The sequence below is a fragment of the Streptomyces sp. A0642 genome (assembly GCF_004795105.1).
In the GTDB taxonomy this organism is placed as follows: domain Bacteria; phylum Actinomycetota; class Actinomycetes; order Streptomycetales; family Streptomycetaceae; genus Streptomyces.
In genome coordinates this window covers 20,650-35,917 of record NZ_SSBL01000023.1, presented here as the reverse complement: position 1 = coordinate 35,917, position 15,268 = coordinate 20,650, and the positions used below count along the sequence as shown (strand labels likewise).

Genomic DNA, 15,268 nt, shown 5'->3' with positions numbered 1-15,268 from the left:
GGCGCATTAGGGTGACGGTATGTCCGCCACGCGCTACGCCTATCTCGGTCCCGAGGGCACCTTCACCGAGGTCGCCCTCCGTACGCTCCCGGAAGCCGCCACCCGCGAACTCGTCCCGATGGTCTCCGTACCGGCGGCACTGGACGCGGTGCGCAACGGCACGGCCGCCGCGGCGCTCGTACCGATCGAGAACTCCGTCGAGGGCGGCATCACCACCACGCTCGACCAGCTGACCAGCGGCGAACCACTGATGATCTACCGCGAAGTGCTGCTCTCCATCACCTTCGCGCTGCTCGTGCGTCCCGGCACCAAACTGTCCGACGTCAAGACGGTCACCGCGCACCCGGCCGCACAGCCGCAGGTGCGCAACTGGATGGCGGCCCATCTCCCCCAGGCGGTCTGGGAGTCGGCGGCGTCCAACGCGGACGGCGCCCGGCTCGTGCAGGAGGGGCGGTACGACGCCGCCTTCGCGGGGGAGTTCGCGGCGGCGACCTACGGGCTCGAACCGCTGGTGACCGAGATCCACGACGCGGAGAACGCGCAGACCCGTTTCGTGCTGGTGGGCCGCCCCGCCCGGCCGGCGGCGCCGACCGGTGCGGACAAGACCTCCGTGGTCATCTGGCTCGGGGACGACCACCCCGGTGCGCTGCTCGAACTGCTCCAGGAGTTCGCGGTGCGCGGGGTGAACCTGATGCTGATCCAGTCCCGGCCGACGGGGGCGGGCATCGGCAACTACTGCTTCGCCCTGGACGCCGAGGGCCACATCTCCGACCGCCGTGTCGGGGAGGCGCTGATGGGTCTGAAGCGGATCTGCCCGAACGTCCGGTTCCTCGGCTCCTATCCGCGGGCCGGTGTGACGCCGTCGGACGTACGGCCCTTGCGAGCGGGTACCTCGGACGCGGAGTTCACCGAGGCCTCCGACTGGCTGGCCCGCAATCAGGACGGCCGGGCCTGACGGCTCGCCCTCCGAATGCCGCTCGCCCTCCGAAAGCAGCTAGGCCGGCCCTGACGGCTCGCGCCCCGGCGGCCCGTGCGGTCGGGCTGAAGACGCGCGCCTCGCCATGGCTCCCCCATGTCCGCATCGCCGGTGCGATCAGCCGATAGTCGCCAGCGGGAAAGTTATCCACAGGGGCTCCTCTCGGCCTGGGGACAAGTCGACACCGCAATGCGACATGGTCGACAAATCGTCCCAGCCCCCTCAGACCGGCCCACAGGCCACCGGGTCCTCTGTTGTCAGCTCAATTCCATTGATCAACTCTTTAGGGCGAGGAATTCCCACCCGAACGAGCGCGCGAAGGAGGTTTGAACCGCGAATCCAGCAGTCGGCATGCGGCTTTCGGAATGATCTCCTCCGTGTCCACAGAACTTCCTCACAGCCTGTGGATAACTTTGCCCGTTCACCCTTTCCTGTGGACAAGTGGCGGCCAACTCCCCGTACGGACAAGGCCGATGCGTCAAGACACATAACCCTTCTGCCCCATTTAGGGGAGTAGAGAGGCTTTCCCGATCCCCTCACTCCGTGACTCCTGCGGATTCCATCCTCAGCATTACCAATACCGGCAATTCGGGCAAAGTGACACGCTCGGCCATATCGGTTCGAAGGACCGAAGCCCGCACCGGTAGCCTGGAGGGGTGATTGACCTTCGCCTGCTTCGTGAGGACCCCGACCGTGTTCGCGCCTCCCAGCGCGCCCGTGGAGAGGACGTCGCCCTCGTCGACGCCCTTCTCTCCGCCGACGAAAGGCGCAGGTCGTCCGGCGTTCGGTTCGACGAACTCCGTTCCGAGCAGAAAGCGCTCGGCAAGCTCATCCCCAAGGCCTCCCCGGAGGAACGCGCCGAGCTCCTGAAGAAGGCCGAACAGCTCAAGGCCGACGTCAAGGCAGCCGACGTGGCACAGGGAGAGGCCGACGAGGAGACCAAGAGCCTGCTCCTGCGACTGGGCAACATCGTCCACACGGACGTGCCGGTCGGCGGCGAGGAGGACTTCGTCGTCCTGGAGACGCACGGCACCATCCGTGACTTCGGCGCCGAGGGGTTCGAGCCCAAGGACCACCTGGAGCTCGGCGAGGCGCTCGGCGCGATCGACATGGAGCGCGGCGCCAAGGTGTCCGGGTCGCGCTTCTACTACCTGACGGGCGTCGGCGCGCTGCTGGAGCTCGCCCTCGTGAACGCGGCGATCGCCCAGGCCACCGAGGCCGGCTTCATCCCGATGCTCACCCCGGCGCTGGTCCGCCCGCGCGCCATGGAGGGCACCGGCTTCCTCGGCCAGGCCGCGGAGAACGTCTACCACCTGGAGAAGGACGACTACTACCTGGTCGGCACCTCCGAGGTACCGCTCGCCGCGTACCACATGGACGAGATCATCGACGCGGAGAAGCTGCCCCTGCGCTATGCGGGCTTCTCGCCGTGCTTCCGCCGCGAGGCGGGCACGTACGGCAAGGACACCCGCGGCATCTTCCGGGTCCACCAGTTCGACAAGGTCGAGATGTTCTCGTACGTCGATCCGGCGGACGCCGAGGCCGAGCACCAGCGTCTCCTGGACTGGGAGAAGCAGTGGCTCACCGCGCTCGGGCTGCCCTTCCAGGTGATCGACGTCGCCACCGGCGACCTGGGCGCCTCGGCCTCCAGGAAGTTCGACTGCGAGGCGTGGATCCCGACGCAGGGCAAGTACCGCGAGCTGACCTCCGCGTCGAACTGCGACGGCTTCCAGGCGCGCCGCCTGTCCGTCCGGATGCGGGACAACCGGGACGGCAAGAAGGTCCTCAAGCCGCTGGCCACGCTGAACGGCACACTCTGCGCCGTACCCCGGACGATCGTGGCGATCCTGGAGAACCACCAGCTCGCCGACGGTTCGGTTCGGGTGCCCGAGGTGCTGCGTCCGTACCTGGGCGGGCGTGAAGTGCTGGAGCCGGTCGCCAAGTGACCTTCCCCTACAAGCTCGTCGCGACCGACCTCGACGGCACGCTCCTGCGTGACGACGACACGGTCTCCGGGCGCACGCGTGAGGCACTGGCCGCGGTCACCGCGGCCGGTGCGGCGCACATCATCGTCACCGGACGTGCCGTTCCGTGGACCCGGCACATCCTGGACGACCTGGGCTACGACGGACTGGCGGTCTGCGGCCAGGGTGCGCAGGTCTACCACGCGGGCGAGCAGAGGCTGCTCACCTCGCTGACGCTCGACCGGCAGCTGGCCGGACTCGCGCTCTCCAAGGTCGAGGCGGAAGTGGGTCCGCTGGCGCTGGCCGCCAGCCGCGACGGGCTCGAGGGCGAGGTGCTGGTCGGCCCCGGCTACCGCGTTCAGGAGGGGCCGCTTCCGTACGTCTTCGTGCAGGACCCGGCCGAGCTGTGGTCCGCCCCGCTGAACAAGGTCTACCTGCAGCACCCCGACCTGGACGACGACACGCTGGCGAAGGCCGCGCGGGCGGCGGTCGGCAATCTGGTGGACGTGGTCATGGCGGGCCCGGGCGTGGTGGAGATCCTGCCCCTGGGGCTCAGCAAGGCCACCGGCCTCTCGCTGGCCGCGCGCCGGCTGGGCGTGAAGGCGGCGGACACGATCGCCTTCGGTGACATGCCGAACGACATCCCGATGTTCGCCTGGGCACGGCACGGCGTCGCCATGGCCAACGCGCACGAGGATCTGAAGGCCGTCGCCCAGGAGATCACCGCGTCGAACGAGAACGACGGCATTGCCGTGGTCCTGGAGCAACTGCTCCCGTGACGTGACCGGCCGTGTCGCCCCTGGGGGCTTGCCGGCCGCGTCCCCGGTGCCCGGCCACACTCGGTCAAGGGCGGCGCCGGGCACCAGGGGTTCGTCAGCGGTTCCGGTTGCGGCGGTTCAGGTCCTTCAGGTTGCGTGCGAGCTCATCCATGCGCCCGTCGAGCCGGACGATGTCCTCGGAGACGTCGCCCAGTCGCACGCTCATCGCACCGACCACTTGATGTGTCACCTCCATCCTGCGGTCGAGGCTGTCGAGGCGGTGGGACATCCGGTTCAGGACCGGCCCGAGCTCCTGCAGGGCGCTGCCGACACCGGCCAGGCAGCTTTCGACCCGGGTGACGCGGTGTTCGAGCGAGGCGTATCCCGCACGCAGGTCCTGCTCGGCGTCGAGGAGGTACGTACGGACGCAGCGGGCGATGTCGCTGTCGCGAAGAAGCATCGCGACGTTGAGGACGGTTCGGCGGGTGTAGAGACGGAGCTGAGTGGCCGCCTGTGGATAACTTTCGGCACCGGCACCACCCCATAGCGACAGCATGTCGCTATGGAAGGCCCTCAGGTCAGACCCTCGGAGCACGCGCATCCCGTTCTGCGAGAGCTCGTCCTGATGGCGGTCGGTCAACCTTCTGACGGCGCCTGTGGATACTTCGAAGTACCGCGCCACGTCCTCGGTGCGGACGTGAAGTCCGTCCGGGAGCATGACAAGGCACTTCACCTTGTCCAGGGCGTCGACGCGCCCCATCTGTTCGACACGCAACGCGCGTGATTCGAGCAAGGCGACTTCCGTGGGCATGAGCATGCCTTCCGATCGTGAGCTGGAGCGGACAGCCCTCTCCCCGGGCCTCAGGGGCGGAGGACGCTCACGGTTGCCACTCACTCAAGGACCGACCGAGGGGGTAATGCCCCGCCGCATCGGCTATCCGGATTTCACGAAAGCTACGACGCCACAGATTCCAGTTGCCTCCACGCACTACGGACAACGAACCGATAACCGTACAGTTACGCGTAAGACTGTCCGAAATACGGCAACCCCCGTTCTCGGAACGGGGGTTGTCACATGTCTCGGGCGCTCGCGTTCACTCCTCGCCGGCGAGCTTCAGCGTGCGCAGCTTCTGCCCGGCGTACCAGGTCGCCACCACCGTGACCGCCGCCAGGAGCACCGTCGCGAGCGGCAGCCCGACGTCGGAGGTGATCGCGCCGCCCCCGGCGGTCTTCTCCGCCACCGCCAGGGACCACTGCTGCACGCTGAGCGTGCGCGCACCCGGCACGAGGCTGCCGAACAGCGCCTCCCACACGAGCGCGTAGACGAGTCCGAGGACCACGGCGTGTCGGCTGACCGTTCCCAGCAGCAGGAACAGCGCGCTGTAGGCGATCGAGGCGACCAGCGCCGCGATCGTGTACGCCACCGCGATCTGCTGGCCGTTGCCGTTGAGGATCACTCCGGCGATCATGGTCGGCACCGCCGAGAACACCATCGTCACCGCGATCGCCACGATCAGCTTGGTGAAGATGATCGTCGGCCGCGTCACCGGCTTGGCCAGCAGGTAGACGATGGAGCCGTCGTCGATCTCCGGCCCGATGGCACCCGTTCCGGCGATCACACCGATCAGCGGCACCATGGTGGCGATGGCGAATCCGCCCAGCACATCCGAGGCCACCTGGTCGTCCGCCCCGGCGAACATCCGTACCGCCACCGCGATGACGATCAGGAGCGCGGGCAGGATGAAGAGGATGGCGGCCCGGCGCCGGCCGAGCAGGGCCCGGTAGGTGAGCCGGGCGACTGTGGGGTCGTACATGACGTCACAGCTCCTTTCAGGCCACTACTCAGGCCGCTACGAGATAGGAAAAGACCGATTCGAGGGACTCGTCGGACGGCGAAACGGTCAGAAGTCGAATGCCCTGTTCACGCGCCACCTTCGGCAGCAGCGTCGTGAACCGGCCGAAGTCGACGGCCTGGATGCGCAACGCGTTCTCGCCGAGGTCGACCTCGATTCCCGCCGTCGAGGGGTCGGCGATGAGCGCGGCGGCGAGGGCCCGGTCGTCGCTGGACCGTACGAGATAGCGGTGCGGGCGGTCCGTCATCAGCCGGCGGATCTTGCGGAAGTCACCGGACGCGGCGTGCCGCCCGGCGACGATCACCTCGATGTGCGAGGCGAGCTGCTCCACCTCTTCGAGGATGTGGGAGGAGAAGAGGACCGTGCGTCCCTGCGCTCCCATCTGGCGCAGCAGCTCCATCAGCTGCATCCGCTGGCGCGGGTCCATTCCGTTGAACGGCTCGTCGAGCAGCAGCACGGACGGGTCGTGGACCAGCGCGGAGGCCATCTTCACGCGCTGGCGCATGCCCTTGCTGTACGTGGAGATCTTGCGGTCCTGCGCGTACTCCATCTGCACGGTGGCCAGTGCGGTGGCCGCCTCGGCGGCGCCGAGACCGTGCAGTTCGGCGTTGGCGACGACGAACTCACGACCGGTGAGGAAGTCGTACATCCCCTCCCGCTCCGGCACGATGCCGATCTGCCGGTAGACGGACTCATTGCGCCAGATCGGCTTGCCGTCGAGCATGACCGTGCCCGTCGACGGGGCGAGGAATCCGGCCATCATGTTGATCAGCGTGGACTTGCCCGCGCCGTTGGGGCCCAGCAGACCGGTGACGCCCGGGCCCACGGTCATGCTCACGTCGTTGACTGCGACCACATTGCCGAACCAGCGGGACGTGTGGTCGATCTCGATGGTGGTCACAGGCCGACCCTCCGGTAGCGGCGCATCAGTACGGCGTACGAGCCGGCGACGAGCGCGAGGACAACGATCAGGTAGACCACACCGGCTCCGGCACCCGGGCCTTCCCCGCCGGGGAAGGCGGAGGTGGCCCCCAGGTACGCGGTCTGCACCCCGTCGATGAGCGTGATCGGGGAGAAGAGCCCCAGCCACGGCACCGCGCCGGATGACCCCGTGGACCAGGCGATGCCCTGGAGCGTGCTGACCGCGCCGTACGTGATCGTCAGCACGGCGATCACCGCGGCGACACCGAAGCCGCGCCGGGGGGTGAGTGCGGCCATCACGAGGCCGAGACCGGCGAAGAGCACGGACAGCAGGGCCACCGAGACCATCCCCTGGGCGAACCACTTGGTCTGGTCGGCGAAGTCGAACTTCCCCAGCAGCGCGCCCACGTACAGGATCACGAGCGGCGCCCCGGTGAGGATGAAGAGCGCGGAGACCATGGCCGCGAACTTCGCGAGGACGTAGTCGCCCCGCTCGATCGGCCGGGAGAAGTAGAGCGGGATGCTCTTGAACCGGAGGTCCCTGGAGACCGACTGCGGTGCCTGGGAGGCCAGGAACAGTCCGATGACGGCCTGGAGATAGACCGCGTACGAGGTGTACTCGATCGGCAGTTTCGTCGAGTTGGGGATGTTGATGGCCACCGCCACGATGATCGCCGCGACCAGGCACATCACGCCGAACAGCAGCATGGGCAGCACCTTGGACTTGGCCGAGCGGCCGAGTCCGAAAGAACCGCGCAGGGACTGCGAGTAGAGCGAGCGGCGGGCGTAGGCACGGCCGAGCCGCGGACCTTCGTAGGCGCGGTAGCCGATGTTGTGGATCCGGGAGGTCTCGCTCCCGGTCGCGGCGCCGGTCTCAGTGCTCATCGCGACCGCTCCCCTTCTGCTGTACGGCTCCGGCGGCCACGGACGCGGTCCGCGCCTCGGGCTGCGCGGCCGGCGCCTCTTCGGTACGGAAGACCTCGGCGATGTGGTGGCGGCGCTGTTCCATCCGCACGAGGCCGAGCCCGAGGCCGGCGACGCTGTCGCGGACGAGGTCGTAGGTCTCCTCGCCGGTCGCCTCGATCAGCAGGATGTGGCCCGCCCCGGGCAGCCCCTCCGCGTCCAGTCCGTCGAGTCCCACCAGCTTGATTCCCGCCCCGGTGAGGACCTTGCGCAGGGCGTCGGTCCCGTCGGGATGGGTGTCGCTGTCGGTGACCTCGACCGCGAGGGTCGTGGTGGTCTGGGTGAAGTCGCTGGTGGAACTGGAGCGCAGCAGTGAGCCGCCGTCGATGACGACGACGTGGTCGCAGGTGCGTTCCAGTTCGCCCAGGAGGTGCGAGGTGACCAGGACCGAGATGCCGAAGTCGGTGTGGATACGCCTGATCAGGCCGAGCATCTCGTCGCGGCCGACCGGGTCCAGTCCGTTGGTCGGCTCGTCCAGAAGGACCAGCTGCGGGTCGTGGACCAGAGCCTGGGCCAGCTTCACCCGCTGCTTCATGCCGGTCGAGTAGCCGCCGATGGGCCGGTAGCGCTCCTCGTACAGCCCGACGTGCCGCAGCGTGTCCGCGGTGCGTTCGCGGGCAGCGGTCGGGGGCAGACCGGACATCCGCGCCATGTGGACGACGAACTCGGTCGCGGAGACGTCCGGCGGCAGGCAGTCGTGCTCGGGCATGTAGCCGACCCGTTCCCGGATGGCGGCGCCGCTGGTCGACACGTCGAGTCCGAGCACCGCGGCCCGGCCCTCGGTCGCGGGGGACAGACCCAGCAGGATCTTGATCAACGTGGACTTGCCGGCTCCGTTGGCGCCCACCAGCCCGGTCACACCGGGGCCGATGTCCAACGAGAGCCGGTCAAGCGCGGTCACCCGGGGGAACCGCTTGCTCAGGCTTTCGGTCGCAATGACAGTCACACCATCGACCGTAGTGGCGCGGACCACAGCGGTCGTCAGACCTGAGGCCCGATTCCCGTCAGACTCCAGATGTACGGACCCGTAGGGGGACCGCATCCGGGGGGACCGCGGGCGGGAGGACCGTGTCCGGGAGGACCGCAGCCGGGAGGACCGCGGGCGGAACGGCTTGTCCGGACCGCCGGGTGGCCGGCGCGGCTTGCGCCGCGGGACACCTGAGCGGGTTCCGCCGGAGGACGGCGCCCGGCGCGATGACCGCCGCACCGGGGGAGTTGTCCACAGGCCCCGCACATCCCTTGACGTAGCCGCCGGACATTGTCACATTCATCAGTGTCACGTTACGGGCACGTACCGCACACGGCAGGGAACGGACGGTGGCATGGCCTCGCGCGTCAAGGACGAAGGGCCCCCGGAGCTCCAGGGGTTCAGGGAAGTGCAACGTCTCGCGTACGCCTGCGCGGAGGCGGTCGCGGACCGCCTGAAACCGGGGGTGACGGAGCGCGAGGCGGCGCGGATGCAGCGCGAGTGGCTGCGCGAGCGCGGGGTGCGCGACTGGTTCCATCTCCCGTTCGCCTGGTTCGGGGACCGCACGGCGTTCACCGGGTTCAAGGTGCCGCTGCAGTTCTTCCCCACCGATCGCCGCCTGGAGCCGGGGATGCCGTTCATCCTCGACATGGCCCCCGTGTACAAGGGATTCACGGCCGACATCGGATATTCGGGCTGCCTCGGGCTCAACCCGCTGCACGACCGCCTGCTGGCCGATCTGGAGGCCCACCGCGAGCTGATCCTGCGCGAGGTGCGCGAGCGTCGGCCGCTGCGTGAGATCTACGAGGACGTCGAGCGCCTCATGGTCGGACAGGGCTATGCCAACCGGCACCGCGCCTACCCGTTCGGGGTCATCGCCCACAAGGTGGACCGGGTCGCCGAACGGCGCTGGTCGCCGCAGGTGTTCGGGTTCGGAACCCAGTCGCTCAAGGGGCTGCTGAGCGACGCGGTACACGGTCACCGGGAGGGATGGTCGCCGCTCTGGAGTCCGTACCGCTTCTCCGACCACCCTCCGCAGCCGGGTCTGTGGGCGGTGGAGCCCCACCTCGGATTCCGGGGCACGGGTGCGAAGTTCGAAGAGATCCTGGTCGTCACCGACTCCCGTGATCCGGCGGAGAGCGCCTTCTGGCTCGATGACGATCTGCCGCATGTGCGGCGCTGGGCCGAGGAAAGGGTGGCGGCATGAGTCTGCGAAACCTGCCGGGGGCGCGCGAGCGCCGGGTGTCCACGGGCGGAATCGACCTGTGCGTCGTCGAACTGGGCGACGCCACGCGGCCCACGATCGTGCTCGTGCACGGCTATCCGGACAGCAAGGAGGTCTGGACCGAGGTCGCCCGGCAGCTCGCCACTCAGTGGCACGTCGTGTTGTACGACGTGCGGGGACACGGCCGGTCGACGGCTCCGGTTCCCCTGCGCGGCGGCTTCACCCTGGAGAAGCTGACCGACGACTTCCTGGCCGTCGCCGACGCGGTGAGCCCGGACCGGCCGGTGCACCTGGTCGGGCACGACTGGGGTTCGGTACAGGCGTGGGAGTTCGCCACGGTCAGCCGTACCGAGGGCCGGATCGCGTCCTTCACCTCGATGTCCGGCCCGTCGCTGGACCATTTCGGACACTGGATCAAGCAGCGGATGTCCCGGCCCACCCCGCGCCGGGTCGCTCAGCTACTGGGCCAGGGCGCCAAGTCCTGGTACGTGTACATGCTGCACACCCCCGTGCTGCCGGAGCTGGCCTGGCGGGGTCCGCTCGGGAAACGGTGGCCCCGCATCCTGGAGCGGCTGGAAAAGGTGCCTCCGGGCGACTACCCGACACCGTCGCTGCCCGACGACGCGGCGCACGGGGCCTGGCTCTACCGGGACAACGTCCGCTCCCGGCTGCTCAGGCCGCGCGCCGACGCGTTCGCGCACGTACCGGTCCAGCTGATCACCCCGACCGGCGACATCTTCCTCTCGGAACAGCTCTACGACGGACTCGACGCCTGGGTACCGCAGTTGACGCGGCGCTCGCTGCCCGCCAAACACTGGGTCCCCCGCACCAGGCCGGACCAACTGGCTGCCTGGATCAGCGAGTTCGCCATGGCTGCCGAGGCAGCCCTGCAAGGCGGTGCACCCGTGCGGGACACCGCGCCGAAGGGGGCGTACGCGGACCGGTTCGGCGGCCGCCTCGTCCTCGTGACGGGAGCGGCAGCCGGGATCGGGCGGGCTACCGCCTTCGCGTTCGCCGAGGCGGGCGCCCGTGTGGTGGCCGTGGACCGGGACGGGCAGGGGGCGGCCCGGACCGCGGAACTGGCCAGGCTGATCGGCGCGCCGGCCGCCTGGGCGGAGACGGTCGACGTGAGCGACGAACAGGCCATGGAGAAGCTCGCCGAAAAGGTGGCCGCCGAGTACGGCATCGTCGATGTCCTGGTCAACAACGCCGGTATCGGGATCTCCGGTTCGTTCCTGGAGACGACCGCCGAGGAGTGGAGACACGTCCTCGACGTGAATCTGTGGGGCGTCATCCATGGCTGCCGGCTCTTCGGCAAGCAGATGGCCGACCGGGGGCAGGGCGGTCACATCGTCAACACCGCCTCGGCGGCCGCGTACCAGCCGTCCCGCGCACTGCCCGCCTACAGCACGTCGAAGGCCGCCGTGCTGATGCTCAGCGAGTGCCTCCGTGCCGAGCTCGCCGGGAAGTCGATCGGGGTCAGCGCGATCTGCCCCGGCATCGTCAACACGAACATCACCACGACCGCGCGCTTCGCCGGGGCGGACGCCGCGGAGGAGACGCGGCTGCGAAGAAGGACGAGCAAGCTGTACGGGATGCGCAACTACCCCCCGGAGAAGGTCGCCGATGCGATCCTCCGGGCCGTCGTCCGCAACCAGGCCGTCGTTCCGGTGACACCGGAGTCGCATGCCGCCCGCTTCCTGGCCCGCCTCAGCCCGGCTGTGCTGCGCGGCATCGCCCGGCTGAAGCCGCCGCTGTGAGCGCCGCCGGGCCGCCGGCGGCCGGCCGGGCAGTCGCCGAGTACCGGATCGAGGACCTCGCGCACGCGAGCGGCGCCACCGTCCGCACCATCCGCGCCTATCAGGACCGGGGGCTTCTGCCGACCCCGGAGCGGAGGGGCCGGGTGAATGTGTACGGGGACACCCACCTCGCCCGGCTCCGCCAGATCGCGGACCTGCTGGACCGCGGCTACACCCTGGCCAGTATCAAGGAGTTGCTCGAGGCATGGGACACGGGCCGCGGCCTCGGCGGCGTCCTGGGGCTCGTCGCCGAGGTGCACGGGCCGTGGACGGATGAGCGGGCCGACCGCATCACCCGGGCGGACTTGGAGGCCAGGTTCGGCGGGCATTCGGACGACGCGGCGATCGCCGAAGCGGTGGAGCTGGGGATTCTGGAACGGATCCCTGGCCGGGACGACGAATTCGTGGTTCCGAGCCCACAGGAGCTGTCGGTGGCAGCCGAGTTGTACGCCGCGGGCGTTCCGCTGACCGCAATCTCCGGCCATCTGAGGGAGCTTCGGGAGCAGGTCGAGCAGATAGCCTCTCGTTTCCTGGAGTTCACGACGGAGCACGTCTTCGTCCGGTACCTGGGCCATCGCCCCCCGTCCGACGCGGACGCCGCCGAGGCGGCCTCGATGGTCCGCAGGCTCCGACCGCTGGCCCAGCAGACCGTCGATGCCGAACTGGCGCGTGCCATGAGGGCGTTCGCCACGCGTCATCTGGAACACCATCTCGCCGCCGAGGAGCCCTACCCCCCGCATCCGACCGGCGGCACACGGAGGCCGGTCGATCTGGCGGCCGATACGGTTCGCGCTGTGGAACGGCTGGTTGGGCGCGAGAACGCCGGGCGCTTCATCTCCGCAGCCGCCGAACGGGAGCTACAGACAAGAACCTTGGACGCACTTGCCGCATCTCGCCAGATAGCGCGTGAAGTTGAGTAAAAGCCGCAATGCGCAGCTCAGTTATCCACAAATTCGCCAATGAGCCTGTGGATAAGTCGAGTTGGCTGTGGATCAAACCCGCTGTCGAAAATTTCCGGGTGAAGCCGAAGCCAAATCCGGATGCGCCGGAGCCGAGCTCACGGGCAGGCTGTCGGGATGGACGAAAGACGCACCGTCAAGGTGTCCAAGTACCTCTCCAAACACCTCCGCCATCAACCCGAACGGATCGGTCTCACGCTGGATGCCCACGGCTGGGTGCCGGTCGACGAGCTGCTCCGGGCCCTTGCCCGCCACCACTTCCCGCTCACCCGCGCCGAACTCGACCATGTGGTCGCGTCCAACGACAAGCAACGGTTCGCCATCGAGGGGGACCGCATCCGGGCAAGCCAGGGGCACACCGTCGACGTGGACCTGGACCTGCCGCCGGCCGAGCCGCCCGCGTACCTCTATCACGGCACGGTCGGCAGCTCCCTGGACGCGATCCGCACCGAGGGACTGCGGCCGATGAACCGGACTCACGTCCACCTCTCGCCCGACCGCGAGACGGCGACCCGCGTCGGAGCCCGGCGCGGCCGGCCCGTCGTCCTGCCGGTGGACGCGGGCGCCATGCACCGGGCGGGACACGTCTTCTACGTCAGTGCCAACGGGGTATGGCTCACCGCCGCCGTACCGCCGGAATTCCTGCGCCTGCCCGGCTGACACGGCGGCCGCCCCCGCCCCGGTTGCGGGCCCTGCCCGGGGTCTGGTCGTCAGCCCGCGAGCTGGCCCAGTCCCTGCGTCACGATCTGCTCGAACAGCTTCTCGTCCGACACCGCCGCGGAGAACTCGGGGCTGCCGTCGGGCACCGGTGCGTGGATCACGAGCTCGGTGAAACCGAGCTCCGCATACCTGCCGGCGAAGTCCACGAAGGCGTCCACGGACGCGAACGGCCCGATCCGGCCACCGGTGAGATCAGGGTTGAACTCCGGCGTGAATCCGGTGAGCAGGATCTTGTCGAGTTCCGCCACGTTCCGGCCGCTCTCCTCGCAGGCCTTGCCCAGCCTCGCCACCTGACCACGGACGGCGTCGAGCGACTCCGCCGCACTGCCCGCCTCGTACAGCTTCGGATCACCCGTGGTCACCCACGCCTGCCCGTACTGAGCGGCAAGCCTGAGCCCGCGCGGTCCCGTCGCGGCGACGGCGAACGGCAGCCTCGGCAGCTGCACACAGCCCGGCAGGTTCCGCGCCTCGGTGGCCGAGTAGAACGCGCCTTCCGCTGTCAGCCCGGCCGGCTCGCGGAGCAGTCCGTCCAGCAGCGGTACGAACTCGCCGAACCGGTCGGCCCGCTCGCGCGGAGTCCACGGCTGTTCGTCCGCCGGCAGCAGCGTCGTCGCGTCGAAGCCATTGCCGCCGGCGCCGATCCCCAGCGTGAGGCGCCCGCCCGAGATGTCGTCGAGCGAGATGAGTTCCTTGGCCAGCGTGACCGGGTGCCGGAAGTTCGGCGAGGTCACCAGCGTCCCGAGCCGCAGGCGCGAGGTCACGCCGGCAGCCGCCGTCAGGGTGGGGAGGGCGCCGAACCACGGCCGGTCCCGGAAGGCGCGCCAGGCCAGGTGGTCGTAGGTGTACGCGGCGTGCAGGCCCAGCTCCTCGGCGCGCTGCCACTGCGAGCGTCCGCCCTCGTGCCAGCGGCGGACGGGCAGAATGACAGTGCTGAGGCGCAGAGGGGTGCTCATGGCTCCAGAGTTTACGGGGGCGCGCCGACCCCACCTTTTGCGACCGGACCGATCGGCCCGGTCGGCCGGGCGACTTCGAGCGGATCTCGCGAACGACTCAAGGGCCCGTGCGGCACCGGGGAACCTCCGACATATGCCAGGGGAATGTTCCCCAGCTCAGAGGCGCGCGTACTCAAATGTGCGCCCCTGCGCACGCCCGTGCGCGCTGGTACGCGAGAATGGAGCGGTGACCTCAGCTACCGAACAGCCCGTTCCTGCCGCTCCACGGCTGATCGCCACCGATCTGGACGGCACCCTCCTGCGGGACGACAAGACCGTCTCCGACCGCACGGTCGCAGCGCTCGCCGCCGCCGAGGAGGCGGGTATCGAGGTCTTCTTCGTCACCGGCCGCCCCGCCCGCTGGATGGGTGTCGTCAGCGATCACGTACACGGCCACGGTCTGGCGATCTGCGCGAACGGAGCCGCCGTCGCCGACCTGCACGCCAACGGCAGGCTGCTGAAGGTGCGGGCCCTGGAGCGGGCGGTGGCCCTGGACGTCGTGCACACCCTGCGCGCAGCCGCCCCCGGCACCTCGTTCGCCGTCGAGCTGGCCACCGGCATCCACTACGAACCCGCCTACCCGCCGTTCTTCCTGGACCCCGGCGCCACGGTGGCCGTCGCCGAGAAGCTGCTCCACGAGGAGACGCCGGGAGCCGGCGCCCCCGTGCTGAAGCTTCTGGCCCACCACGGCGAACTGGCCCCGGACGACTTCCTCACCCTGGCACGCACGGCCGCCGGTGACCGGGCGTCCTTCACCCGGTCCAGCCCCACCGCGCTCCTGGAGGTCAGCGGGCCCGGCGTCTCCAAGGCCAGCACCCTGGAACTGTGCTGCGCCGAACGCGGCATTTCCTCCGAGGAGGTCGTCGCCTTCGGCGACATGCCCAACGACGTGGAGATGCTGAGGTGGGCGGGCACGTCGTACGCGATGGGCAACGCGCACCCGGCGGCTGTCGCCGCGGCCTCCGGCCGCACGGTCACCAACAACGAGGACGGCGTCGCCGTCGTCATCGAGCGGATCATCGCCGAACGTGCCGGCCTCGGCGTGGAGCGCTGAGACCGGCTGCGACGGGAGGCGCACCGAGGCCCGGCTCGCGGGGGTCAGAGCGGAGGCCCGGCTCGCGGGGGTCAGAGCGGAGGCCCGGCTCGCGGGGGTCAGAGCGGAGGCCCGGCT

14 protein-coding genes are annotated in these 15,268 nt (G+C 69.5%); 8 read left to right on the top strand and 6 right to left on the bottom strand.

Features of this window, described 5'->3' with window-relative positions:
• Nucleotides 1–19 precede the first annotated feature (19 nt).
• The 3 genes from pheA to E6R60_RS28930 all read left to right on the top strand — a co-directional run bounded on the left by pheA (nt 20) and on the right by E6R60_RS28930 (nt 3,719).
• Entirely contained in the window at nt 20–955 is a 936-nt protein-coding gene (gene pheA, locus E6R60_RS28940; protein WP_136329648.1) for a prephenate dehydratase, read from the top strand.
• A gap of 677 nt (nt 956–1,632) precedes the next feature.
• The gene (gene serS / locus E6R60_RS28935; RefSeq protein ID WP_136329647.1) at nt 1,633–2,922 is read left to right on the top strand and encodes a serine--tRNA ligase; all 1,290 of its coding nucleotides are present in this window, start codon (nt 1,633–1,635) and stop codon (nt 2,920–2,922) included.
• Entirely contained in the window at nt 2,919–3,719 is an 801-nt protein-coding gene (locus E6R60_RS28930; protein WP_136329646.1) for an HAD family hydrolase, read from the top strand. The genes serS and E6R60_RS28930 overlap by 4 nt, the downstream gene beginning before the upstream one ends.
• Before the next feature lie 94 nt (nt 3,720–3,813).
• On the opposite strand, the gene E6R60_RS28925 is transcribed toward E6R60_RS28930, so the two are convergent.
• From E6R60_RS28925 to E6R60_RS28905, 5 genes are all read right to left on the bottom strand, one after another.
• On the bottom strand, nt 3,814–4,509 hold the full coding sequence (locus E6R60_RS28925) for a hypothetical protein (RefSeq protein ID WP_136329710.1): 696 nt from the start codon (nt 4,507–4,509) through the stop codon (nt 3,814–3,816).
• A gap of 283 nt (nt 4,510–4,792) precedes the next feature.
• On the bottom strand, nt 4,793–5,512 hold the full coding sequence (locus E6R60_RS28920) for an ABC transporter permease subunit (protein WP_136329645.1): 720 nt from the start codon (nt 5,510–5,512) through the stop codon (nt 4,793–4,795).
• 28 nt (nt 5,513–5,540) lie between these two features.
• Nucleotides 5,541–6,452 (bottom strand): ABC transporter ATP-binding protein, encoded by a 912-nt coding sequence (locus E6R60_RS28915; RefSeq protein ID WP_136329644.1) that lies wholly within the window; start codon nt 6,450–6,452, stop codon nt 5,541–5,543.
• Nucleotides 6,449–7,357: an ABC transporter permease subunit gene (locus tag E6R60_RS28910; protein ID WP_136329643.1), complete on the bottom strand. Its 909-nt coding sequence runs from the start codon at nt 7,355–7,357 to the stop codon at nt 6,449–6,451. Before E6R60_RS28910 ends, E6R60_RS28915 begins: the two co-directional genes overlap by 4 nt.
• Nucleotides 7,347–8,336 (bottom strand): ABC transporter ATP-binding protein, encoded by a 990-nt coding sequence (locus E6R60_RS28905; RefSeq protein ID WP_136329709.1) that lies wholly within the window; start codon nt 8,334–8,336, stop codon nt 7,347–7,349. The genes E6R60_RS28910 and E6R60_RS28905 overlap by 11 nt, the downstream gene beginning before the upstream one ends.
• A gap of 421 nt (nt 8,337–8,757) precedes the next feature.
• Here E6R60_RS28905 and E6R60_RS28900 point away from each other — a divergent pair, with 421 nt between their 5' ends.
• The 4 genes from E6R60_RS28900 to E6R60_RS28885 all read left to right on the top strand — a co-directional run bounded on the left by E6R60_RS28900 (nt 8,758) and on the right by E6R60_RS28885 (nt 13,045).
• The gene (locus tag E6R60_RS28900) at nt 8,758–9,609 is read left to right on the top strand and encodes a M24 family metallopeptidase (protein WP_136329642.1); all 852 of its coding nucleotides are present in this window, start codon (nt 8,758–8,760) and stop codon (nt 9,607–9,609) included.
• Nucleotides 9,606–11,387, top strand: a complete 1,782-nt coding sequence (locus E6R60_RS28895) for an SDR family oxidoreductase (protein WP_136329641.1) — start codon at nt 9,606–9,608, stop codon at nt 11,385–11,387. The genes E6R60_RS28900 and E6R60_RS28895 overlap by 4 nt, the downstream gene beginning before the upstream one ends.
• Nucleotides 11,384–12,346 carry a MerR family transcriptional regulator gene (locus E6R60_RS28890; protein WP_136329640.1) on the top strand — a complete coding sequence of 321 codons (963 nt, stop codon included), beginning with the start codon at nt 11,384–11,386 and terminating at the stop codon, nt 12,344–12,346. The genes E6R60_RS28895 and E6R60_RS28890 overlap by 4 nt, the downstream gene beginning before the upstream one ends.
• Before the next feature lie 156 nt (nt 12,347–12,502).
• Nucleotides 12,503–13,045, top strand: a complete 543-nt coding sequence (locus tag E6R60_RS28885; RefSeq protein WP_136329639.1) for an RNA 2'-phosphotransferase — start codon at nt 12,503–12,505, stop codon at nt 13,043–13,045.
• A 50-nt stretch (nt 13,046–13,095) separates the two neighbouring features.
• On the opposite strand, the gene E6R60_RS28880 is transcribed toward E6R60_RS28885, so the two are convergent.
• Nucleotides 13,096–14,058: an LLM class flavin-dependent oxidoreductase gene (locus E6R60_RS28880; protein WP_136329638.1), complete on the bottom strand. Its 963-nt coding sequence runs from the start codon at nt 14,056–14,058 to the stop codon at nt 13,096–13,098.
• 226 nt (nt 14,059–14,284) lie between these two features.
• Here E6R60_RS28880 and E6R60_RS28875 point away from each other — a divergent pair, with 226 nt between their 5' ends.
• A complete protein-coding gene (locus tag E6R60_RS28875; RefSeq protein ID WP_136329637.1) occupies nt 14,285–15,151 on the top strand; it encodes a Cof-type HAD-IIB family hydrolase in 867 nt (288 codons plus the stop codon).
• Nucleotides 15,152–15,268: the final 117 nt, after the last annotated feature.

Coding starts and splice junctions, on each gene's coding strand:
- pheA (WP_136329648.1), top strand. CDS start 20: ATGTCCGCCACGCGCTACGCCTATCTCGGTCCCGAGGGCACCTTCACC.
- E6R60_RS28925 (WP_136329710.1), bottom strand. CDS start 4,509: ATGCCCACGGAAGTCGCCTTGCTCGAATCACGCGCGTTGCGTGTCGAA.
- E6R60_RS28920 (WP_136329645.1), bottom strand. CDS start 5,512: ATGTACGACCCCACAGTCGCCCGGCTCACCTACCGGGCCCTGCTCGGC.
- E6R60_RS28910 (WP_136329643.1), bottom strand. CDS start 7,357: ATGAGCACTGAGACCGGCGCCGCGACCGGGAGCGAGACCTCCCGGATC.
- E6R60_RS28900 (WP_136329642.1), top strand. CDS start 8,758: ATGGCCTCGCGCGTCAAGGACGAAGGGCCCCCGGAGCTCCAGGGGTTC.
- E6R60_RS28895 (WP_136329641.1), top strand. CDS start 9,606: ATGAGTCTGCGAAACCTGCCGGGGGCGCGCGAGCGCCGGGTGTCCACG.
- E6R60_RS28885 (WP_136329639.1), top strand. CDS start 12,503: ATGGACGAAAGACGCACCGTCAAGGTGTCCAAGTACCTCTCCAAACAC.
- E6R60_RS28880 (WP_136329638.1), bottom strand. CDS start 14,058: ATGAGCACCCCTCTGCGCCTCAGCACTGTCATTCTGCCCGTCCGCCGC.